We start from the raw sequence: 23,696 nt of genomic DNA, 5'->3' as shown, positions 1-23,696 counted from the left end.
TGTCGAGCGCGTCGCTGCTGGCCCCTGGCTGGCAGCGACGTTTTTTTATGTCGATAGCAGGCAGTTTGGTAGCCGGAAACAGGCCCCGGCGGCCAGCTGACGAACTTTTATGACCATTCCTGCCTTTTTCCCACAGCCACTGCTGGCTACCGTACTGTCAACCCAACACGCTGTTGAGCAATACTATACCCGCCGATTCTTCCAACGCGTCTCAGCCCGACCCGGCCGGCGATCTGCCCCGCCGGTTGACACTGTTGCAGGGCACGGCCCTCAACATGATCGATATGGTGGGTATCGGTCCATTTGTTGTGTTACCCCTGGTCATCAAAACGCTGGGTGGTCCGCTGTTTCTGTGGGCCTGGGTACTGGGGGCCGTGGTGTCGCTGGTCGATGCCTTTGTCTGGGCTGAACTGGGAGCCGCCTTTCCCAGGGCAGGCGGCAGCTACAATTTTCTGAAAATTTCCTACGGCGAACAGCGCTGGGGGCGGCTGCTGTCGTTTCTCTACGTCTGGCAAACCCTGATTCAGGCTCCGCTCGTGATGGCGTCGGGGGCCATTGGCTTTGCCCAGTACGCATCGTATCTGATGCCGCTCGATGACTGGCAGCGAAAGCTGATATCGGGGGGCGTGGTGCTGCTGATTATTGCGCTGCTCTACCGCAAAATCGATTCGATCGGGAAGATCGGACTGGTGATGTGGGGCGCTGTGCTGCTCACGCTGGGTTGGATCATTGTGGGTGGTTTGACCAATGCCCGCATTCCGCTGGCGCAGACGTTTTCGGCGGTGGGCTCGGTCAGCGGCAGTCTGCTGGCGGTTGGGCTGGGGCAGGCGTCGGTCAAAACCATCTACTGCTACCTGGGTTACTACAACGTCTGCCACCTGGGGGGCGAAATTCAGCGGCCAACCCGGAATATTCCGGCCAGTATGTTTATCTCCATTGTGGGTATTGCGGCCCTCTACCTGCTCATGAATCTCAGCGTGATCAGCGTGGTGCCGTGGCAGCAGGCACAGCACAGCGAGTTTATCGTGAGTACGTTTGTCGAAACGCTATACGGCCCTGCGGCTGCCCGGCTGGCGACCATACTGGTGCTGATTGTGGCGTTTTCGTCGCTGTTTGCTGTGCTGCTGGGCTATTCGCGGGTGCCTTATGCCGCTGCCGCCGACGGGCAGTTTTTCCGGATTTTTGCCCGGCTGCACCCCACCCGGCAGTTCCCGTACATTTCGCTGCTGGTGCTGGGTGGACTGGGCTTTGTGTTTAGCCTGCTGTTTCGGCTGGGCGACGTCATTACGGCTATTCTGGCCATGCGTATTATGGTGCAGTTTGTGGGGCAGGCCGTTGGGCTGCTGCTGCTTCACCGCCGGCGCGCAGCCGGCAGCTTCCCGTTCCGCATGCCACTGTATCCCGTTCCGGTGGTGCTGGCTATCAGTATCTGGCTCTTTATTTTCTTCTCGACGGGCTGGACGTTTATGGGCTCGGGTCTCACGGTCACGGCGCTTGGGGTGGGTGCGTTTCTGATCTCCTCGAAATACCGCCGGCAATGGCCGTTCGAAGCGCGCGCAAAGCCCGAAAACCGTTAACTTTAGCGATGCCAACAGGGCCTTGCTGTTTATATGCTCCCGCTCGTATCGGTTATCATTGCCACATACAACCGAAGTAACGTACTGTCTTATTCAATTCGGTCGCTTCAGGCTCAAACGGTTACCGACTGGGAACTGATTGTGGTCGGCGATGCGTGTACCGACAACACGGCTGACGTGGTTGCCCAATTTCAGGACGACCGTATCCGGTTTATCAACCTGCCCCGGAACATCGGTGAGCAGTCGGGCCCCAACAATGTGGGGATGGGCGAGGCCCGCGGAGCGTACATCGCTTTTCTGAACCACGACGATTTCTGGTTTCCCGACCACCTGGCTGTGGCGCTGCAAACGCTGACAACACAGTCGGCCGACTTTGCGCTGGCAACGGGGCTGGTTATTCAGCCCGATAAATCCATCTATTACCTGGGCGTTATGCCCAAGAAGCAGTTTTTACCCAACGCGTTCGTACCGGCATCGGGCTGGGTGTTCCGGCGTGAGGTGCTGGCGAAAGTACCCGCCTGGCGGTCGTACCGGGATCTCTGGATTTATCCCTCGCATGATTTTCTACGACGGGCATATCAGGCAGGGCTGCGGCTGGAGCCTACCCATCAGTTCACGTTTCTGGCCATTCCGTCGGGTAATCGGGTCAATTCGTACCGGGAGCGTCAGCAGCACGAACATGACTATTATTTTGAGTACCTGATCCGGCACCCCGAGCGACGGGCCGAACTGCTGATGACCGTGCTGGCGCAAGCCAACAACGAATTGCATTACCGGAGCTGGCCACTGATCTGGCAGGGTGTCAAAAACCTGATCAAACTGCCACTTATCCGGCGAGGTATCGTCACCATCGAGTGGCGCATGATGCTGAAACATCCACGAAAAGGCGATGCCCTGCAGGCGCTGCGAGCGGTACGGGGTCTCGCCAAACTTCCCTGATTATATGAATGTAGCAGAAGCGGTAGCGAACGAGGTGCACCTGAATGGGCAGACCAAAGACAAGCAAAGTATTACGGCCGACTGGGCCGTGTATGGGCAGCGCCTGATCGAGGGCGTACGGGTGCAGGAGATCCGGAACGTGATGAAGAACAACGGCTACCTGACCGAAATTTACCGGCGCGACTGGCAGCTCGACGGACAGCCTGTCGATCAGGTTTTCCAGGTGGTGCTGACGCCGGGCGGGCTCTCGGCCTGGCACCTGCATCAGCGTACAACCGACCGGTTGTTTGCCAATGTCGGTATGGTGAAGGTGGTTCTCTACGATCCGCGTCCCGAATCGCCTACCTACGGACAGCTGAATGAGTTCCGGATCAGCCCCCTGCGGCCCCAGCTTATCGTGGTGCCGCCCCAGGTTATCCACGGCGTGCAGAACATTGGTACGGATACGGCTATACTCCTCAATCTGGTCGATGAAGCGTATCAGTACGAAGACCCTGACCACTGGCGGGTACCGCACCCGACGCCCGAGATCCCCTATCGGTTTTAAAGCAAAACGGCGGCAGGAGCGAAAGCCCTGCCGCCGTTTTTATTGTCATCGGATTTAAATCAGCGCGTCGAACAGGATTTCGGCGGGGTGCTGGGCTTTGCGGCTGGTACCGTCTTTAATCTGGTGGCGGCAGGAGGTGCCGGCGGCCGCAATGATTACGTCGGCGGGCTGCTGCCGAACGGTGGGAAACAGCACCAGTTCACCAATTTTCATCGATACATCATAATGCTCGGCTTCGTAACCGAACGAACCGGCCATGCCGCAGCAACCCGAAGGAATAAGCTGAACCGTGTAGTTTTTGGGTAGCGACAATATTTTTTTGCCCGGCACCAGCGACGATACCGCTTTTTGCTGACAATGGCCGTGCAGCTTGATAAGCCGCGTTTCCTGCGTGAACTGATCGGCCCGAATACGGCCGGCGTCCAGTTCGCGGGCCATAAACTCTTCGAACGTCAGGGCATGTTTAGCCAGTACGTTGGCATCGTTGGCCAGTGACTCATCGACCAGGTCGGGGTACTCGTCGCGGAAGGTCAGGATGGCCGATGGCTCCAGACCAACCAGCGGAGTATCGGCGGTAATGGTTCCGGCCAGGGCCCGCACATTGGCATTGGCCAGCTCCCTGGCCATCTTCAGCATTCCTTTCGACAGGGCGGCCCGGCCACTTTCGCCGTGTTCGGGTATTAGCACCGTATAGCCCAGCCGCTCGAGCAGCTGCACGGCTTTCTGACCTACCGGCACATCGTTGTAGTTCGTAAACTCATCGCAGAACAGGTACACCGTTTTGTTGGCTACGCCGGGCGTGGCGGTGCGCTGCCGCGTCGTAAACCATTTCCGGAGCGTGGTTTTGTCAAGCAGCGGCATGGTGCGGTCGGGGTGGAAACCGAGCATCCGATTTGTGACGCGCCGGAGGGCGGGTGTGCCCAGAACACCGTTGTAGGCCCAGGGTACCAGAGCTGCCAGCCCCGACAGCCGGCCAAAGTTGGCAATCATCCGCGACCGGAGCGGCACGCCGTTGGCATCGTAGTAATGCTGCAGAAACTCGGCTTTCAGCTTGGCTACGTCGACGTTGGAGGGGCACTCTGACTTACACGCCTTGCACGACAGACACAGGTCGAATACGTCTTTGATCTCGGGGTTGTCGAACCGGTTTTCCTTGGGCGAGTGGGTCAGCATCTCGCGCAGGATGTTGGCCCGCGCCCGGGTCGTGTCTTTTTCGTTGCGGGTGGCCATGTAGCTGGGGCACATGGTACCGCCCGACCGTTCGGTTTTGCGGCAGTCGCCCGAGCCGTTGCACTGCTCGGCATGCTGCAGCACGGTCTGGTTTTCGTAGCGGAAGTACGTCTTGAAGTCGGGGGTCTGCTGGCCGGCTTCATAGCGCAGAAACGTATCCATGGGGGGCGTTTCCACAATCTTGCCGGGATTGAAAATGCCCTCCGGGTCCCACGTGTGCTTGATGGTGCGCATCAGCTCGTAATTGTGCGGCCCCACCATCTGCGGAATAAACTCACCCCGCAGCCGGCCATCGCCATGTTCGCCCGAGAGCGAGCCATCGTATTTCTTGACCAGCGTGGCAATCTGCTCGGCAATGAGCCGGTACTGCCGGTGGCCCTCGGCGGTTTTGAGATTGATGATCGGGCGCAGGTGCAACTCCCCCGAACCGGCATGGGCGTAGTGCACCGCTGACATTCGGTTTAGCGCCAGAATATCGTTGAACTCCCGAATGAAGTCGGGCAGGTCGTTGACATCGACAGCCGTATCTTCAATAACGGCCACGGCTTTTTCGTCGCCCGGCAGGTTGCCCAGCAAACCCAGCCCGGCTTTGCGGAGCGTCCAGATTTTTTTGGTATCGTCGCCGAACAGCAGCGGAAAATGGTAGCCCATACCGGCCGTTCGCATCGCGGCTTCCATCTCGCCGGCCAGCGCCGTAATTTCTTCCCGGGTATTCCGCGACAGATCGACGACCAAAATAATGGGGAAGCCCCCGGCCGGTGTTTTCTGTACGAAGAAACTGTTTTTACGCTGCTCGGGATTTTCGTCGGCCCGCTCCAGAATAATGTTGTCGATCAGTTCAACAGCGTAGGGGTGGTAGTTCAGCGCTACCAGCGTGGCCCGCAGGGCTTCATCGATCGAATGGCAGTGTACGCATACGAGCCCGCTTTCGCTGGGCGGCAGCGGTACCAGGTTGAGTTTGATTTCGGTCAGGAAACAAAGCGTGCCCTCCGAGCCGGCAATAAATTTCGCCAGGTTGAAGGAAGTGCCGCCGGGCGTAAACGGCTCCATGTCGAGCAGCGCGTCGAGGGCGTAGCCCGTGTTCCGGCGCTCGATGCTCTTTTTCGGGAAATTCCGGCGGATTTCGGCCTGATTGGCGGGGTCCGACAGCATCTGACTGGTGGTGAGCAGAATCTGATCGGCGCGGGTGGCCGATCCATTGCGGGCGCTGGCTGCCTGTAGCTGCTCGCTTAGCTGAGCCTGACTCAGATCGCCAAATTCTACTTCCGAACCGTCGGAAAGTAATACTTTCACCGACAGGGTATGTTCGCGGGTGGCCCGGTATACCACCGAGTTGGAGCCGCACGAATTGTTGCCAACCATTCCCCCGATCATAGCCCGGTTGGCCGTGGAGGTTTCGGGGCCGAAATACAGGCCGTACGGTTTTAGAAACTGGTTGAGTTCGTCGCGGATTACGCCCGGCTGCACCCGCACCCAGCGCTCCTCTGGATTGACTTCGAGAATCTGGGTAAAGTGCTTCGAGACGTCGACCACGATGCCGCTGCCTACGACCTGCCCCGCCAGAGAGGTACCGGCTGTGCGCGGAATAAGCGACAGGTGGTTTTGCCGGGCAAAAGTGATCAGCGTTTTAAGGTCATCGACTGTTTTCGGAACCGCCACAGCCGCCGGCATCTCCCGGTAAGCCGATGCGTCGGTGGCATAAAGCGTACGAACAGTCGTATCGTCATACAGGTCGCCAGAGAGCTGGTCGGCCAGTGATCGGAAAGAAATAGCAGTCATATACCAGGTTGTATCGGTGGGTGAGGCCCCAGAAGAGTACCGTATTGCGGACAAAAATACGGCTAAAATGAATGTATGGTCGGCAGGGACCCGGGTAAAAAAAGCGTAAAGACCCCCCGAAGGCGTGCAAAGGGAAGCTGTGAAAGGGGTTGATTACGAGTTAGTTGTAAGTGCACAGAATTTAGTGTACAGTTGACACTATTGACTAAATCCAGCCGATTTGCTGTATTTATAATACAATTTTAACTTTCATTATGCAAATTTTACCTCACTCGATTTGGTATTATTGCCTTGTTATCTAGTAGTTTTGTCGAATAATCACTGCTTGACCGTCTGGAAAGGCCAAAGAAAGGCTGTTGATAAAAATGGCATTTTTCTTTGAACAACTAGCATATCTATAGGTTATGTCGATCAGGTAGGCTTTTTAAGGGGGTAAACCCATTGATTTGGCCGGATTATACAACCAACAATCCTTTTTTATTTCTCAACACTTTTACGAACCTATGATGGACAACTCCTACGTAGTAGGTCGGGCCGGTCTTCGCCGGCCTACACAGCATGGTAGTGCCCTGTATCGACTGGGTATGCTGGTACTGGCCTTATGCACCCTTCTGGGCACACAGGCTGTGCTGGCACAGGGTACCACACTGACAGGAAAAGTAAACGATGCAACGGGCGTGGGACTACCCGGGGTAACCGTTCAGATCAAAGGCACGACCAAAGGAACCACCACCGGGGGCGATGGCAGCTATCAGCTGGCCGGCGTCGACGGTAACGCCACGCTGGTATTCAGCTCGATTGGCTACGTATCGCAGGAAGTAGCGGTTGGCGGGCGCTCGAGTGTTACGATCACACTGGTTGAAGACAACAAAACGCTGAGCGAGGTTGTCGTGGTGGGTTATGGTACGCAACGGGCCAAAGACGCCACGGGCAGTGTACAGTCGATCGGGACAAAGGATTTCAACAAAGGGGTTATCTCGTCGCCCGAGCAGCTGCTGCAGGGTCGGGTAGCGGGTGTGCAGATTACGCCCAGCAGCGGTGAGCCCGGTGCGCCCATCAACATCCAGATTCGCGGTACATCGTCGCTGCGGGGCGGCAACAACCCGCTGTTCGTGGTCGATGGCGTTCCCCTCGATGGTGGCAGCACCAGCGATGGCAACCCCGACTTCGGTGGTGGTTCGACGGCTGCGCGTAACCCGCTGTCGTTTCTAAATCCGGCTGATATCGAAAATATTTCGGTACTGAAAGATGCTTCGGCTGCCGCTATCTACGGGGCGCGGGGTGCCAACGGCGTGGTGCTGATTACAACCCGCAAAGGGAAAGCCGGCTCGCAGTCGCTGACGTTTTCGGCATCGGGTGCTGTATCAAACCCGATGAAACGCTATAACGTGCTCAACGCTCAGGATTTTCTGGCCGGTGTGAAAGCGGCCGGTGGCGATCCAGCAGTTGTCGATAAGAAAGCCAACACGAACTGGCAGGATCAGATTTTCCGCACCGGTATTACCCAAACCTATAACCTGGGTTTCGGTGGCGGCAACCAGGATACCCGCTACTTCTTCTCGCTGGGATATCAGGATCAGCAGGGTATCATCAAAAACTCGGGCCAGAAGCGGCTGACGGGCCGGGTGAATGCGTCGCATGAGCTGTTCAATGATAAAGTAATCATTGACCTGACGGCTACGACCTCGAACGTCAACGACAGTTATATTCTGAACGGCGACAACGCCGGCGCGCAGGGTAACCTGATCGGGGCTGCCATTCAGGCCAACCCGACCTACCCCGTCTTCAACGCCGATGGTACCTACTACCAGCCCGGTGGTGATTACCGGAACGTGGCCGCTATTCTGGCCTACGACAACGACAAGAGCGAAACCAACCGGACCCTGGCCAACGCCAGTGTAACCTGGAAAGTGCTGGACGGTCTGTCGGCTAAAGTCAACTTCGGTATCGACAACTCGACGGCGGTTCGCCGGACGGCGCTCGATTCGCGCCTGAATGGGAACTTCAACCTGAACCTGATTCCAAACCTGGTCAACGTAAACATCGCCCGCGATGCCAACACAGGCCTGGGTGGTGCTGCTTATATTCAGAACCGGTTCCGCAACTCGCGGTTGCTCGAATACACGCTGAACTACAACAAGACGATGGGTAAAAACGTACTGGATGCGTTGGTGGGCTTCTCGTACCAAACCTTCCGCAACCAGGGCAACTACCTGGCGGCTGGCAACTTCCCCTTCGATCAGACGAGCATCAGCTATCTCGACGCGATCGGTAGCGCCAACGCCAACAACCGGACGTCGTTTGGTGGTGGCTCAGACCGCAGCCAGAACGATCTGCAGTCTTATTTCGGCCGGGTCAACTACAACATCGCCGATAAGTACCTGCTGACCGGTACCCTGCGGGTGGACGGTTCGTCGCGTTTCGGTGTCAATAACAAATACGGCTACTTCCCTTCGATAGCAGCCGCCTGGCGCCTGTCGGAAGAGAACTTCATTCCGAAAGACGTGTTCGACGATCTGAAACTGCGCGTCAACTACGGGATCACGGGCAACCAGGAGTTTCCGGGTGGTGCGTCGAAAATCATTTTCCAGCTGAACGCCGATGGGTCGACAACGCAGCTCAACAACCCCAACCCGAACCTGAAGTGGGAACAGAACACGACGATTGGCGCTGGTGTGGACTTCACGATTCTGCGCGGCAAACTGTCGGGGGCTGTCGATTACTTCCATAAGGCTGTGAGCAACACGCTGTTCCAGGTGTTCTACGCGCAGCCGGCCCCGGTCAACTACCAGTGGGTTAACCTGCCCGGTCAGATCATCAACGCCGGTGTCGAGCTGAACCTGACTTACCAGGCGGTTCAGAAAAAGAACTTCGGCTGGGAAGTACTCTATAACATGACGTTCCTGAACAATACCGTAAAAGATTTCGGTTCGGTTGTACCAACTGGTTCGATCAACGGTCAGGGTCTGTCGGGTGCTTACGCGCAAACGATCCGGAGTGGCTATCCTATCTTCTCGTTCATCATGCCCACCTTCACGGGTTACGATGCCAACGGGCTGGGTACCTATGCCGACGGCGGTGCCGCTACGATTCACGGCAGCCCGCTGCCAAAAATCCGGCTGGGTCTGACCAACAACTTCACGTTCGGCAACTTCAACGCCAGCCTGTTCTTCAACGGTCAGTTCGGTGGTTACATCTACAATAACACCGCCAACGCCCTGTTCCTGAAGGCTCCGCTGAAAAGCGGTAAAAACGTAAGCTACGAAGCGGCCAACAGCCCCGAAAATTCGCTCAACTCGGGATCGGTATCGACCCGCTTCTTGGAGAAAAGCGATTTCGTCCGGCTGACCAACGCGTCGATCGGTTATCGGTTCGACCTGCCCCAGGGTGGTTTTGCCAAATCGCTGAACGTATCGCTGACGGGTCAGAACCTGCTGCTCTTTACGGGATACACCGGACTGAACCCCGATGTGAACACGGTGAAATACTACAACAACATTCCGTCGCTGGGTATCGACTACACACCCTACCCCACGGCACGTACGTTTACGCTGGGCCTCAACGTAGGTTTCTAACAACCTGACTGGCCCGGGTGCCTCTCAAAACGAGGCTGGCGCCCGAACCAGTCGAAACAACACTTTACTAACATGATGTTCTCAAAATATCAGACGCTTGGCTTACTGGGTGCGACAATTGCCCTTGGTTTGACTTCCTGCACTAACCTGGACGATAACGTCTTCGGGCAGTTGTCGTCGACAGAAGCAACGGCCAGTGCGGTAGCCCTCGATCCGTCCAGTACACTGCAGGGTGTGTACCAGCAGCTTAACACCATTGCCACCAACCAGGGCAATACCTACGCCCTCGAAGAACACCCATCCGACGAAATGATGGGCCCAACGCGAGGTACCGACTGGGATGACTTTGGCCAGTGGCGCAAGCTGCACCAGCACACCTGGGATCCTACGCACCCGCTCATTATTGGTACGTGGAACGATCTGAACAGTGGTGTGTTCCGCGCTACGCAGGCTATTTCGCTGACCAATTCGACCACCCAGCAGAAAGCAGAAGCCAGTTTCCTACGCGGTTTCTACATGCACTACCTGGTCGATATGTTTGGGCAGGTACCGTCGCGCTCGGTAACCGACGCAGCCGATGCCAACCCGAAAGTACTGACCCGGAAAGCGGCATCGGATGCGGTTATTGCCGACCTGCGCTACGCGTTCAACAACCTGCCGAATGGCGATGCCAACCGGGCCAGTAAGATGGCGGCTGCTACCATGCTGGCTAAAATGTATCTGAACCGGGCTGTATATAATCAGGATGTGGCCAGCCCGGCCGGCCCGTACACGTTTGCCAAAGCCGACATGGACTCGTCGATCTACTTTGCCAACCAGGTAATCAGTTCGAACAAATACGCGCTGACCGCGGCCGGTAAGTATTTCGATAACTTCCACTGGGAAAACGACAGCCGGTCAAAAGAGCTCATTTTCACGATCGCCAACACCACCACCAGCCAGCCTGGTAACGTTCGGAACCGGTATTACATGACGCTGCACTACAACCAGTACGTAAGTGCCTGGAACGGTTTTACGACACTGGCCGATTTCTACAACACTTTCGAAGCGGGCGACGAGCGCCGGGGTGGTGCCGTATCGGATTTGACGACGCCAACCGGTCTGAACGCTGGCTTCCTGGTCGGTCAGCAGCTGGTAGTGAAACCGAATACGACGGGTGCTGTTGCCGCTCAGGATCGGAGCGGTAACCCGCTGGCCTTCACGCCAACGGTCAATATTGCCTACGCAACCGAAGCGCAGGGTATCCGGGTGGTTAAATACCTGCCCCAGCCCGGCGCCGTTGATAACCCAACTAACGATTACGTGTTTCTGCGCTACGCCGACGTACTGCTGATGAAGGCCGAAGCGCTGCTGCGTGGTGGTACCGATCCAAGTGGCCAGACGGCAGCGCAGATCGTTAATAACCTGCGCACGACCCGGAAAGCTTCGACGCTGGCCACAGTCGATCTGAATGCCCTGCTGGCCGAACGTGGTCGTGAGCTGTACTGGGAAGGCTGGCGCCGGAGCGACCAGATCCGTTTTGGTACGTTCCTGAAACCGGTCGATCAGCGGTCGCAGACGTCGCCGTCTACCGCCGTGCTGTTCCCCATTCCGCAACAGGCCGTCGACAGTAACCCCAACCTGAAACAGAACGCCGGTTACTAAGCCACGCGTCCGTTTTGGTTAACCAAAACAGCCACCCCAGACAGGGTGGCTGTTTTGCGTTATGGCTAGAGAATGAATCCGAAATCAGTTACGTTTATGGTCTGATGAAATCACTGATCTGCCTTTGCCTGGCCTTGTGCTGCCTGAGTTGCTCCAGCCCCGACCCGTTGTTTTTCCGGACCGACGCATCGAAAACGGGTGTTTCGTTTGTCAATCAGCTTACCGAAACCGAGCAGGATAACATTCTGGCTTTCGAATATTTCTACAACGGAGCGGGCGTAGCTACCGGCGATCTGAACAACGATGGTAAGGTCGACCTCGTGTTTACGGGCAATCAGGTCGACAACAAGGTGTACCTGAACAAAGGCGACCTGCAGTTCGACGATATAACGGCCAAAGCGGGCGTAGCCGGGCGGTCGGGCGGCTGGAAAACGGGCGTTACCCTCGCCGATGTCAACGCCGATGGCTGGCTCGATATTTACGTTTGCTATTCGGGCCTGCGGGCCGATTCGCTGCGCCGGAACCAGCTGTTTATTAACAACCGGAACCTGACCTTTACCGACCGGGCCACTGAATACGGCCTGGCCGATTCGGGCTATTCGGTTCAGGCCAACTTCTTCGATTATGATCTGGACGGCGACCTCGACTGTTTCCTGATCAACCACAACCTCAAAAACTACCAGCGTAAGGAAGCCGCCGTGATGCGGGTCGAGCGCGACTATAACGCGGGCGATAAGCTGTTTCGGAATATGACCGTCGAGCGTCGGGCGGGGGAGGCTGCGACCGGGCCGCTGTTTGCGGACGTATCGGCGCAGACCGGTATCAAAGGCAATCCGCTGGGCTTCGGGCTGGGCGTGTCGGTGTCGGACCTGAATGCCGATGGCTACCCGGATGTGTACGTGTCGAACGATTTTGTGGAGGATGACTACCTCTACATCAACCAGCGCAACGGCACCTTTCGCGACGAGTTACGCGACCGGGTCGAACATACGTCGTACTCGGCCATGGGTATGGACGTGGCCGATCTGAACAACGATGATCGGCCCGATATCATGACGCTCGACATGCTGCCCGAGACCAACGCCCGGCAGAAACTGCTGCCCTGGCCCGACAACTGGAACGTGTATCAGGCGCAGCTGCGGAATGGATTCTGGCACCAGAATATGCGGAACATGCTGCAGATTCAGCAGCCCAACGGCCAGTTTGCCGAAATCGGTCAGCTGGCTGGGGTAGCCGCCACCGACTGGAGCTGGGGCGTGCTGCTGGCCGACTTCGATAACGACGGGTTTAAAGACATCTTCGTCAGCAACGGCATTCTGCGCGACTTCACCAATGCCGATTTTATCAAATTTACCGACGAGGCCGCCGGGACGAGTGTGCTCGACCAGATCAAACGCATGACGTCGACGGCTACCAAAAACTACGCGTTCCGTAACAATCGGGATCTGACGTTTACGAACGAGCAAAAAGCCTGGGGGTTCGACGAGCCCGCGGTATCGAACGGTTGTGCCTACGCCGATCTCGATAACGACGGCGACCTGGATCTGGTGACCAACAACCTCAACGAAACGGCCCGCCTGTACAGGAACGACAGTCGCGAAAACACCGAGTCGGCTTTTCTGACCGTAAAACTGACCGGTGCACCCGACAACCCGTTTGGCATTGGGGCCACGGTGACGGTTGTATCGGGCGGGCAAACGCAGGTGCAGGAGCGCTACCCCACCCGGGGCTACGAATCGTGCAGCCATGGCGATCTTTTGTTCGGGCTGGGCACTACCCCTACCACGAGCCGCGTAACGGTGCGCTGGCCCGACGGTCGGGTACAAACCATCGATCAGGTGCGGGCCAACCAAACCCTGCGGGTCGACTATCGGGAGGCTACCACAGCCCAGCCCGTAATCCGGCCAGCGCAGCCAACGCTGTTTACAGCCGCGCCGGCGCCAGCCTTCACCCACCGCATCGACTCGACCAGCAATTTCGACCGGCAGATTCTGCTGCCTACCCAGTATTCGGCGACCGGCCCGCGCATGGCCGTCGACCAGGCCGGGGAACTGGTGTTTGTGGGGGGTAACGCCCAGCAGCCGGGCGAACTGTTTCGACGGGAAGTTACCGGAAACTACACGCGTGTTACGCTACCGGGCGCAGGCAGCGCCACAAACAACGACGCCGTATTCGCCGATTTCAACGGCGATAAACGCCCCGACCTGTATGTAGCCAATGGTGGTTACAGTGTGCGCGAAGCCGACCGGCGGCAGGATCAGCTCTGGCTGGCTACGTCAACAGGCTTTACTCCTCAATCACTGCCGGCCGAATCGGAGAATAACAGTTGTGTGCAGGCCTTCGACGCTGACCGGGATGGCGACCTCGATCTGTTTGTGGGGGGCGGTATCAAACCATACCGTTTTCCGGCGTCTGACGAAAGTTTTCTGTTGATTAACAATGGCCGGGGGCAGTTTACGCGGCAGGCGGTGGGGCGGCTGGGCATGCTGACCGACGCCGTGGTACTGGATGTCAACCACGACGGGTGGTCCGATCTGGTGCTGGCCGGTGAGTGGATGCCTATAACGGTATTACTGAACCAGAAGGGGCGGTTCAGCGCCGATCAGCGCAAAATCTACGACAAACTGGAGGGCTGGTGGAACCGGCTGGCCAAAGCTGACCTGGACGGCGATGGTGATGACGATCTCGTTGCCGGCAATCTGGGGCTGAACACCCAGGTTCGGGCCACGGCCGAACAGCCGGCCACGCTGACCTACGACGATTTCGATCAGAACGGCACCCTCGATTTCTTTATCAGCTACCTGATCGATGGCAAGCTGTATCCGGCTTACTCGCGCGATGAAATTTGCGAGCAGGTCCCCTCGCTTCGCAAGCGCTTTACCAACTACCAGTCGTATGCCGATGCCACCATCGAAACCTGTTTCGATGAGCAGCAAATGCGGCAGGCCAGCAAGCTGCACATCAGCGAACTGCGCAGTCTGGTGCTCGAGAACAAAGACGGCGACTTTATTCCCCATGAGTTACCACTGGCGGCTCAGTACGCGCCCATCTTCGCTATCCAAACCGGCGACTTCGACCGGAATGGTACCACTGATCTGCTGCTGATGGGCAATAACTCAAGACTCCGGCTCCGGATTGGTAAGGTCGATGCCAACCATGGGCTGGTGCTGTCGAACCGAGGCAACTGGCAGTTTAGCGCCGTTGCGGCCGACAGGACAGGGCTTTACGTGCGTGGTGATGTCCGCGACATCAAAACGATCGGCAACAGCCTGTTGATTGGACGCTGCAACGGCAGCCTGCAGGCTGTCAAAACCGCGTCGCGTTACCCAATGCGAAAGTAGATAGGAGAACTTTTTTCAGCGAACGGCTACTCATTTTACCCGGTGTATATGCTCACCACTAAAAATGAGTAGCTGTTCATTTTTAGTGCAGATGCCTGGTCGGTACTGGTGAAAAACATCAAAAAAAGCACTGTATGAGCTTAAAAAGGCCTTTGTTTATAAATCTATTTGAACAATAAAGTAGATATTGTAAAAATACTTAAAAAATACCCGTGCTTTCTTTTTTGGCAATCTCTAATAAGCCAGTATTTGTGTTTGTCATACTCATACGGATGAAACAATTTCTATAAATTATAAGACTAAAAGTGCATGCTATTGTTTGCCTTTCTGCTTTGCTTCTTCTTAATTTGCTCCAGATTAACCGATTTTGTTATCATTTTGATATTTAATGGCATTCTTCTGCTTAGTTTCTGGCTGTACAGCCATTGAGTCAGAAAAGAGAAGAAAGCTTAAAAATGGATAGGGGTGACGAGTCGAGTTGGTGGTAATTGTACTTAAATAAACGTTTAACTCTTACTGAACCTATTATGGACAAATCCTACTTGGTAGGTAGCGTCGTACCCATCCGGCGCACAAGATCCAGCCAGTCGATTGTGTTACTGCGGTTGCTGGCTGCATTTCTGTTAATGGCTGGTTTAGGTAGCCACGCTGTATTCGCGCAGGGTACGGTGACAGGGCGTGTTACGGATGCCAGCGGAGCCGGTTTGCCCGGGGTGAGTGTGAGCGTGAAGGGAACCCAGCGGGGTACCAACACCGATGCGGGGGGGAATTATCAGATTGCGGCTGCGGCCAATGCGTCACTTGTTTTTAGCTACGTTGGCTTCGAAAATCAGGAGGCCGTTGTTGGCAGTAAATCAGTGATCAACGTAACACTGCGTGAAGACAACAAAACCCTGAATGAAGTTGTGGTCGTTGGTTACGGTACGGTCAACAAGAAAGACCTGACAGGTGCCGTAAACGCCATCGGTACAAAAGATTTCAACAAAGGAATCATCACCTCGCCCGAGCAGCTGATGCAGGGTCGGGTACCGGGGGTAGCCATTACCCAGAGCAACGGCGAACCGGGTGGCGCGATCAACATTCGTATCCGGGGTACGTCGTCGGTACGGAACGGCAACAACCCCCTGTTTGTGGTCGATGGCGTTCCCCTCAGTGGTGACGACGTGTCGGCTGGTGGCGATAACTCGGGTATCGGTAGCTCATCGGCGCGTAACCCGCTGAACTTCCTGAACTCGAACGACATCGAGTCGATCGACATTCTGAAAGATGCCTCGGCAACGGCTATCTACGGTGCGCGGGGTGCCAACGGCGTAGTGCTGATCACGACCAAGAAAGGGAAAGGTAACCGCGGTACGCTGGAGTACTCGCCGGCTGTCGGTATCAGCAACATCACGAAGCGTTACAACCTGCTCACGCCCGACGAGTTTGCCAAACTGCAGCCAACGCAGGATCAGGGGGCGCGTACCGACTGGCAGAGCGTACTGTTCCGCACGGGCGTAACGCAGCAGCATAACGTGGCTTATGGCGCCGGCGACAACTCGGGTAACTACCGCGTATCGCTGGGTTACCTCGATCAGCAGGGTATCATGCAGCGCAGCTCGCTGAACCGGATCAGCTTCAACTTCAACGGCAGCAAGAAATTTATCAAAGACAAGCTGACCGTTAGCTCGCAGGTAACCGTATCGCAAACCCGCGATGGCAACATTCCGGTAACCGACAATGCCGGCTACCAGGGTGACCTGCTCGGTGGTATTCTGAAACTGAACCCCACGCAGCCGATCTACAAAGCCGATGGTACGCTGTTCCAGTCGAGCAACGTGGCGGAGCCTAACCCGAAAGCGTTCCTGGAGCTGTCGCAGGACAACACCAAAACGCTCCGCACGGTGGGTAACATCAACGCTGAATACCAGATTCTGCCCGGTCTGCGTTTCAAAACGGTACTTGGCTTCGACAAATCGATGTCGAGCCGGAAAGCGGCTTTCTCGCGTGACCTGATCTATCAGGCCATCCAGAACGTAGGTCGTCTGTACCTGACCGATATCCAGACCGATAATAACCTGTGGGAAAACTACTTTACCTACAACAAAGAAATCGGTAAAGTAAGCCTGAACGCCCTGCTCGGTTACTCGTATCAGAGCTTCGAATACACGTTCCAGAAAGCCCAGGGTACGAACTTCCGGACGAGTAACCTGGATCAGATGATCAACAACGCTGCATCGGCCGACAACACCAACGGTTTCGGTAGCGTGATCAGCAACACGGCTTACTCGAAAGATGAGCTGCAGTCGTACTTCGGCCGTCTGAACGTAAACATCGGTGACCTGCTGCTGACCGGTACGCTGCGTGCCGATGGCTCGACCCGCTTTGGTACAGGTAACAAATACGGTTACTTCCCATCGGCGGCTGTTGCCTACAAGCTGATCAACAAGTCGTTTATTCCGAAAGAAGTATTCTCGGATCTGAAAGTACGGATCGGCTACGGTGTAACGGGTAACCAGTCAATTCCGCACAACATTTACCAGCAGCGTCAGCGCTACAACGACTGGGGCTACAACGAAGCCGGTACGGGTATCAACGGGGGTAGCCTCAGCGACGTTGCCTTCCCGAACCCGAACCTGAAATGGGAGTCGACGGCGCAGTTCAACGGTGGTATCGATTTTGGTCTGCTCGACAGCCGACTGACCGGTAGCATCGATTTTTACCGCAAGGACACCAAGAACCTGCTGATCCAGGTTACGTCGGCTCAGCCGGCTCTGACGCCTTTCGTTTACAAGAACATCGATGGCGACGTGATCAACCAGGGAGTTGAACTTTCGCTGAACTATGCCGCTGTCGACAAGCCAACGTTTGGCTGGGACATCAGCGCCAACGCAGCGTACAACAGCAACATGGTGCGCAACTACGGTGGTATCATCAATACCGGTGCCATCAGCGGTCAGGGTCTGACGGGTGCTTACGCCGAGCGTATCGCCAACAACCAGCCCCTGTTTGCCTACTTCCTGCGTGAGTTCGGCGGCTACGACGATCAGGGCAACTCGATCTACATCGGTGGCGACGTGCAGAAGTTCATTGGTAAATCGCCCCTGCCGAAAGTAACGGCCGGTCTGACCAATAACTTCCGCTACGGCAACTTCTCGCTGAGCTTCTTCTTCAACGGTGTATTTGGCAATTACATCTACAACAACACCGCCAACGCGTACTTCACGAAGGGCTCGTTCAACAACGGTCGTAACGTAACCAAAGACGTACCGTCGACGAAAGAAGGCGCCTTCAACGCGCCCGACGTGTCGACCCGCTTCCTGGAGAACGGTTCGTTCGTCCGGCTGCAGAACGTCAACCTGGGCTACAACTTCAAAATGGGTACGCAGTCGGTATTCTCGAACGTACGGCTGTACCTGACGGGTCAGAACCTGTTCGTGATCACGAAGTACACGGGTCAGGATCCAGAGGTAAACACCAACAAATCGCTGAACGGTGTACCCTCGTACGGTATCGACTACACGGCTTATCCAAGAGCACGCACGTTTACGCTGGGTGCCAACTTCACATTCTAATTGCTGAACAGAAACATGACTACCAATAATGCATTTAAAGTACTCAGTGTAGGTACGATGGTAGCCCTGCTGGCTGCCTGTACCGACCTGAATGTCGTTGAGAAAGACTCGCTGGTGGTGAAAACCACTGGAGGCAGCGCTGGCGTAGCCGACGTTGCTGCCGCCCTGCAGGCCGGTTATAACGACTTGGGTAACAACTTTTCCGATCAGGCCAACATCTACTCGCTGGGTGAGCACACCACGGGCGAGATGATCCCGCCCACGCGGGGGGTCGACTGGGGTGACAACGGGGTATGGCGTACGCTCGATCAGCACACCTGGGATGCTACCCACTCGTGGGTACTGAACTCCTGGAACACGCTGAACTCGCAGGTGTTCAAGATGACGCAGATTCTGGCGTCGAGCCCGTCGGCATCGCAGGCGGCTGAAGCCAAATTCCTGCGCGCACTCAACATGTTCTACGTAATGGACTTCTGGGGGCAGGTGCCGTTCCGCGAAGCCAGCCAGGGCGTAAACGACAACCCGAAGGTGATGAGCCGCTCGGAAGCGTTCGATTTCATCCTGAAGGATCTGACCGAAGCGTTGCCCGCTCTGTCGGAAGCCAACCCGGCTTCGTCGGAAAACCCACGGGCCTCGAAAGCCGCCTGTAACTACATGCTGGCCAAGATGTACCTGAACAAAGCCGTGTTCAAAGCCGCCAAAATCGATGGTCCATACACCTACGACAAGACGGACATGGACAACGTGGTCAAAGCAGTTGACGCCATCACGGCCGCCGGCTTCTCGCTGGCTCCCAATTACTTCGACAACTGGACCAAAAATTCGAAGAACGAGACCATTCTGACCGGTGCTCAGGGCTCGCCCCAGAACCGCTGGTACATGACGCTCCACTACGATCAGAACCCATCGGGCTGGAACGGTTTCACGACGCTGGCCGATTTCTACGATACCTTCGAAGCATCGGATATCCGGAAAGGTATTCCAGCCAAGCCCGACAAGAGTGCATTCTCGGGTATCGGCCGGGGCTTCCTGATCGGTCAGCAGTACGACGACAATGGTGCCGCTATCACCGACAGCCGGGCCAAGAAACCCCTGCAGTTCACGCGCGATGTGGTGCTGGCAGGCTGCCCCACCGACAAGGGGATCCGGGTTATCAAGTACCACCCGGCTACGGCCAACAAGTACGTTCTGATTCGCTACGCCGATGCCTACCTGATGAAAGCCGAAGCGCAGCTGCGTGGTGGCAACGCAGCCGCGGCCCTGGCAACGGTAAACGCCCTGCGTAAAGTGCGGGGTGCCTCGACGCTGGCCTCGCTCGACGAGAAAGCGATGTTCGACGAAATCGGTCGCGAAACGTACTGGGAAGGTGGCAAACGTACGGTTGAAGTACGCTTTGGCAAATACCTGACGGGTACGGGTGTCGACAACAAGAACACCTATACGCTTGTATTCCCGATTCCAGCCGATGCCCTGGCATCGAACCCGAATCTGAAGCAAAACGACGGCTATTAATTTTAAGTAGCCCGGTTGTCCCCAAAATACCCGAATTGTCGGGTATTTTGGGGATTTTTGTTGGCTATTACTACGATGAAAACGACCGTAAACATCCTGCTTGCCGGGCTTGTTGCCAGCCTTTTGCTGCTGGGTTGCCAGCGCGATCCCGATATTCAGTCGATCTACAGCACGCTGAAACCCGGCGAGGCCCGTCTGCTGGTGCAGATTGATGGTAAGGATTTTTATCCTGCTGAAAGTGCGTTTAAAGGCGAGGTGTTTGTTTTCGATACGCACCTGCAACTGAACGTGACGGATCAATACGAAAGTAACGTGATCATTTCGTTTAATGGAGACAAGTGGTACGCGCAGCGCCCGGTCAAAAGGCCGGTTGTAATTGACAATCAGGTAGCCGCCAGCGCGATGATCGGCCGGCTGATTGATCCGGTCAACCGGCGGGGCGAAGGGTACCTGATGACCGATGGGACGATTACCGTCGAAAGCCTGTCGGCCGATAAACTTGTGATGAGGCTCGACGGCCGGGTTGGCAAATACGAGTATCAGAAGATGCCCGAGAAATGGAATCAGATCAAAGGCCTGCTGGTTTACCGGAGTCCGAAACTGACCCTGCAGAACGTTACCGCCAAAGAGGTGTATTTTTAGCTTTTTCTCCGTTTACCAGATGAGTCGGTTTCTCCTAGTGCTGCTTGTACCGGCGCTCCTGTCGTGTTCGAAAACCCGAACCGACACGTTTTTCGAGCGCATGGACAATCAGAAAATTGGTGTCACGTTTGAAAATACAGTCCGCAACCGCGAAGATTTCAACATCTTCAACTACCGGAACTTCTACAACGGGGGTGGCGTGGCTGCGGGCGATATCAACAACGATGGCTTGACCGACCTCTATTTTACGTCCAACATGGGGTCCAACAAACTGTACCTCAACAAGGGGAACTGGCAGTTTGAGGATATCACCGAGAAAGCCGGGGTGGGTGGTAAAGGCAAGTGGGGGACAGGCGTGGTTATGGTCGATGTCAACAACGACGGTCGGCTCGACCTGTTCGTGTGCAACGCCGGGTACCAGAAAGGCGTCGGGCAGGAGAAAGACCTGTATATCAACAATGGCGATCTGACGTTTACCGAATCGGCCAAAAAGTACGGGCTGAACGAAAACGGCTATACGACACAGGCCGCTTTTTTCGATTACGACCGTGATGGGGATCTCGACTGCTACATTCTGAATAACAGCTTCATACCGGTCAACACGCTCAACTACGAAAATAACCGCACGCTGCGGGCCGAAGACTGGCCGGTCAAAGACTTCCTGAAGGGTGGGGGCGACCGCCTGATGCGCAACGACAACGGTGTTTTTAAAGACGTCACCAAAGAAGCCAACATCTACAGCAGTCTGGTTGGCTTCGGGCTGGGTGTAACCGTGGGCGATGTCAACGGTGATCAATATCCCGACCTGTACATTTCCAACGACTTCTTCGAGAAGGATTACCTGTATATCAACCAGCGCGACGGTACGTTCAGGGAAGATATCGAGTCGCGCATGAAGCACCTGAGTATTGCGTCGATGGGAGCCGATATGGCCGATATCAACAACGACGGCTACGCGGAGATTTTCACCACCGAGATGCTGCCCCGCGATGAAAAGCGGCTTAAAACAACTACATCGTTTGAGAACCACTACGTGGCTAACCTAAAGCGGGAAAAGGGCTTTTATAACCAGCTTCAGCAGAACTGCCTGCAACTCAATAACCAGAACGGCACGTTCAGCGAAATTGCCAATTATGCCAACGTGTCGGCCAGCGACTGGAGCTGGGGCGCCCTGCTGTTCGACGCCGACAACGATGGCTACAATGATATCTACGTCTGCAACGGTATTTACCACGACGTAATCGATCAGGACTTTATCGATTTCTTCGCCAGCGAACTGGCCCAGAAAATGGCGCTTTCGGGCGAGAAGAAACGCTTCGACGAGATTGTGAAAAACATGCCGTCGAACCCCATTCCAAACAATTTTTTCCTGAACCGGCATAACCTCAGGTTCGATGAGCGGGGCGCTGATTTTGGCCTTGACGAAAAGTCGTTCTCTAACGGGGCTGCCTACGCTGACCTCGACAACGACGGTGACCTCGATCTGGTTGTCAACAACGTGAACCAGCCGTGCTTCGTATACCAGAACCACGCCGAGCGTGATGCGGCTACCAACAACTTTGTGCGCATCAAACTGAAAGGAGCGGATAAAAACACGTTCGCTATCGGGTCGACCATCGAACTGTTTGCCGGTCGCCAGATTTTTAGCCGCTACATAGCCCCGTCGCGGGGTTTTCAGTCGGGTGCCGAATACACACAAACCATCGGCCTGGGGCCGGTTGGTAAGCTTGATTCCGTGCGGGTCACCTGGTACGATGGCCGGGTCAGTACGTTCCGGAACGTAAAAGCCCGCAACACCTACACTTATTCGATCGCCGATGCCATAGCCGCCCCCGTCAGACGGTTGCCTGCGCCGGCGCCAACTCTCCTGTCGGCCTCACCCATCCAGCTAGCCCGGCACGTTGAGGATAGCTACGAAGACTTTTTCAACGAGCGCAACATCCCGATGAAGCTCTCATCGGAGGGCCCCAAAGCCGCTATTGGCGATGTCGACGGCGACGGCCGGGCCGATCTCTATGTGTGCGGTGCCAAAGGGCAGGCCGGCCAGCTCTACGTGCAGACGGGAGCCGGTTTCCGGGTATCGAAGCAGGTGGCTTTCGAACAGTCGGCTCCGTTTGAAGACACGGCCGCCGAGTTGTTCGATGCCGACAACGATGGCGACCTCGATCTGTATGTAGGCAGTGGTGGCAACGAGCCGGCCGAGGGGCAGGGCGACCGTATGGATCGGCTCTACCTGAACGACGGCCGGGGTGGCTTTACCCTCAATAGCCGCGCCCTGCCACCCAAAATGACCAATACATCGGTGGTCAGGTCGTACGACTACGACGGCGATGGTGATCTCGACCTGTTTGTGGGCAGCCGTAGTTACCCGCTCCAGTACGGCGTCAGTCCGTCGAGTTACCTGCTCCGTAACAACGGCCACGGTGAATTCGACGATGTCACCCGATCCGATGCACCTGCCCTGAGCGATATCGGCATGATTCGGGATGCCGCCTGGAGTGATCTGACCGGCGACGGGCGCAACGAACTGGTGCTGGTGGGCGACTGGATGAGCCCTACCGTTCTCGCCCTGTCTGGCGGGCAGCTCAAACCTGCGCCGACCGGACTCGAAAACCTGCACGGTTTCTGGGGCAGCGTGGGCATCATGGATGTCGACAACGACAACCGGCCCGATCTGGTGCTGGGGAATATCGGCAGTAACTTCTCGCTGCGAGCCTCGGCCGACAAACCACTGAAACTCTGGATCAGTGATTTTGACAAAAACGGAACCCTCGACAAGATCATGACCAAAACGGTCGATGGGCGGGACATGCCGGTATTTCTGAAACGGGAGATGGCCGAACAGTTTCCCTTTCTGAAAACGAAGATTCTGAAGCATGCCGATTACGCCACCAAATCGCTGCAGGAGCTGTTTCCGGCCGATGTGCTGAACGAGGCCCAGGTCAAAACGGTCGACTTTCAGCAGTCGGTGGTGGCGCTCAACAGGGGAAAAGGGCAGTTTGGGCTGGCCGCGCTGCCCGCCGTTGTGCAGTTGTCGTGCATCAACGCCATTGCCTGTGAGGATATCAACGCCGACGGACGCAAAGACCTGATCATGGGCGGTAACTTCACCCACTTTATGCCGCAACTGGGTATGATCGATGCCTGCCGGGGTATCGTGATCGAAAATCAGGGTCGGGGGCATTTCCGCGTACTACCCGAACGCAAAAGTGGTTATGTAGTAGACGGGGAAGTGAAACAGATCAGTTCGATCCGGATCAACGACCGTCCTTATCTCATCAATCTGATCAATAATTCGGCGCCCAAACTCTTCGAAGTACGCCAATAAACGCGTGTCCCGGATTGTGCCCTTGGGT

At 56.1% G+C, this 23,696-nt stretch carries 11 protein-coding genes; 10 read left to right on the top strand and 1 reads right to left on the bottom strand.

From position 1 onward, the window contains the following. Positions 1–173 precede the first annotated feature (173 nt). Genes ACYVAC_RS21095 through ACYVAC_RS21085 form a run of 3 tightly spaced genes read left to right on the top strand, consistent with a single transcriptional unit; the run spans position 174 to position 3,063 of the window. On the top strand, positions 174–1,577 hold the full coding sequence (locus ACYVAC_RS21095) for an APC family permease (RefSeq protein ID WP_461099795.1): 1,404 nt from the start codon (positions 174–176) through the stop codon (positions 1,575–1,577). 33 nt (positions 1,578–1,610) lie between these two features. Then, on the top strand, positions 1,611–2,516 hold the full coding sequence (locus tag ACYVAC_RS21090) for a glycosyltransferase family 2 protein (RefSeq protein WP_461099794.1): 906 nt from the start codon (positions 1,611–1,613) through the stop codon (positions 2,514–2,516). A gap of 4 nt (positions 2,517–2,520) precedes the next feature. Further along, entirely contained in the window at positions 2,521–3,063 is a 543-nt protein-coding gene (locus tag ACYVAC_RS21085) for a dTDP-4-dehydrorhamnose 3,5-epimerase family protein (protein ID WP_461099793.1), read from the top strand. A gap of 54 nt (positions 3,064–3,117) precedes the next feature. On the opposite strand, the gene ACYVAC_RS21080 is transcribed toward ACYVAC_RS21085, so the two are convergent. Continuing rightward, complete coding sequence (locus ACYVAC_RS21080; RefSeq protein ID WP_461099792.1) at positions 3,118–6,072, bottom strand: FAD-binding and (Fe-S)-binding domain-containing protein; 2,955 nt, start codon at positions 6,070–6,072, stop codon at positions 3,118–3,120. A 503-nt stretch (positions 6,073–6,575) separates the two neighbouring features. On the opposite strand from ACYVAC_RS21080, the gene ACYVAC_RS21075 reads away from it, so the two are divergent. The 7 genes from ACYVAC_RS21075 (at position 6,576) to ACYVAC_RS21045 (ending at position 23,668) form a co-directional block, all read left to right on the top strand. Next, complete coding sequence (locus tag ACYVAC_RS21075) at positions 6,576–9,647, top strand: SusC/RagA family TonB-linked outer membrane protein (RefSeq protein WP_461099791.1); 3,072 nt, start codon at positions 6,576–6,578, stop codon at positions 9,645–9,647. 72 nt (positions 9,648–9,719) lie between these two features. After that, a complete protein-coding gene (locus tag ACYVAC_RS21070; protein WP_461099789.1) occupies positions 9,720–11,291 on the top strand; it encodes a RagB/SusD family nutrient uptake outer membrane protein in 1,572 nt (523 codons plus the stop codon). Between the two features lie 104 nt (positions 11,292–11,395). Further along, a complete protein-coding gene (locus ACYVAC_RS21065) occupies positions 11,396–14,632 on the top strand; it encodes a VCBS repeat-containing protein (protein WP_461099788.1) in 3,237 nt (1,078 codons plus the stop codon). Positions 14,633–15,159: 527 nt separating this feature from the next. Continuing rightward, positions 15,160–18,186, top strand: a complete 3,027-nt coding sequence (locus ACYVAC_RS21060; RefSeq protein WP_461099787.1) for a SusC/RagA family TonB-linked outer membrane protein — start codon at positions 15,160–15,162, stop codon at positions 18,184–18,186. Positions 18,187–18,201: 15 nt separating this feature from the next. Continuing rightward, positions 18,202–19,698 carry a RagB/SusD family nutrient uptake outer membrane protein gene (locus tag ACYVAC_RS21055; RefSeq protein ID WP_461099786.1) on the top strand — a complete coding sequence of 499 codons (1,497 nt, stop codon included), beginning with the start codon at positions 18,202–18,204 and terminating at the stop codon, positions 19,696–19,698. A 75-nt stretch (positions 19,699–19,773) separates the two neighbouring features. Continuing rightward, positions 19,774–20,340 carry a hypothetical protein gene (locus ACYVAC_RS21050; protein WP_461099785.1) on the top strand — a complete coding sequence of 189 codons (567 nt, stop codon included), beginning with the start codon at positions 19,774–19,776 and terminating at the stop codon, positions 20,338–20,340. A 19-nt stretch (positions 20,341–20,359) separates the two neighbouring features. Beyond that, complete coding sequence (locus ACYVAC_RS21045) at positions 20,360–23,668, top strand: VCBS repeat-containing protein (RefSeq protein WP_461099784.1); 3,309 nt, start codon at positions 20,360–20,362, stop codon at positions 23,666–23,668. The last annotated feature ends 28 nt before the right edge of the window (positions 23,669–23,696 follow it).

Source organism: Spirosoma luteolum, from assembly GCF_054778875.1.
This window is presented reverse-complemented; position numbering and strand designations above follow the sequence as displayed.

Coding starts and splice junctions, on each gene's coding strand:
- ACYVAC_RS21090 (WP_461099794.1), top strand. CDS start 1,611: ATGCTCCCGCTCGTATCGGTTATCATTGCCACATACAACCGAAGTAAC.
- ACYVAC_RS21085 (WP_461099793.1), top strand. CDS start 2,521: ATGAATGTAGCAGAAGCGGTAGCGAACGAGGTGCACCTGAATGGGCAG.
- ACYVAC_RS21080 (WP_461099792.1), bottom strand. CDS start 6,072: ATGACTGCTATTTCTTTCCGATCACTGGCCGACCAGCTCTCTGGCGAC.
- ACYVAC_RS21075 (WP_461099791.1), top strand. CDS start 6,576: ATGATGGACAACTCCTACGTAGTAGGTCGGGCCGGTCTTCGCCGGCCT.
- ACYVAC_RS21070 (WP_461099789.1), top strand. CDS start 9,720: ATGATGTTCTCAAAATATCAGACGCTTGGCTTACTGGGTGCGACAATT.
- ACYVAC_RS21065 (WP_461099788.1), top strand. CDS start 11,396: ATGAAATCACTGATCTGCCTTTGCCTGGCCTTGTGCTGCCTGAGTTGC.
- ACYVAC_RS21060 (WP_461099787.1), top strand. CDS start 15,160: ATGGACAAATCCTACTTGGTAGGTAGCGTCGTACCCATCCGGCGCACA.
- ACYVAC_RS21055 (WP_461099786.1), top strand. CDS start 18,202: ATGACTACCAATAATGCATTTAAAGTACTCAGTGTAGGTACGATGGTA.
- ACYVAC_RS21050 (WP_461099785.1), top strand. CDS start 19,774: ATGAAAACGACCGTAAACATCCTGCTTGCCGGGCTTGTTGCCAGCCTT.
- ACYVAC_RS21045 (WP_461099784.1), top strand. CDS start 20,360: ATGAGTCGGTTTCTCCTAGTGCTGCTTGTACCGGCGCTCCTGTCGTGT.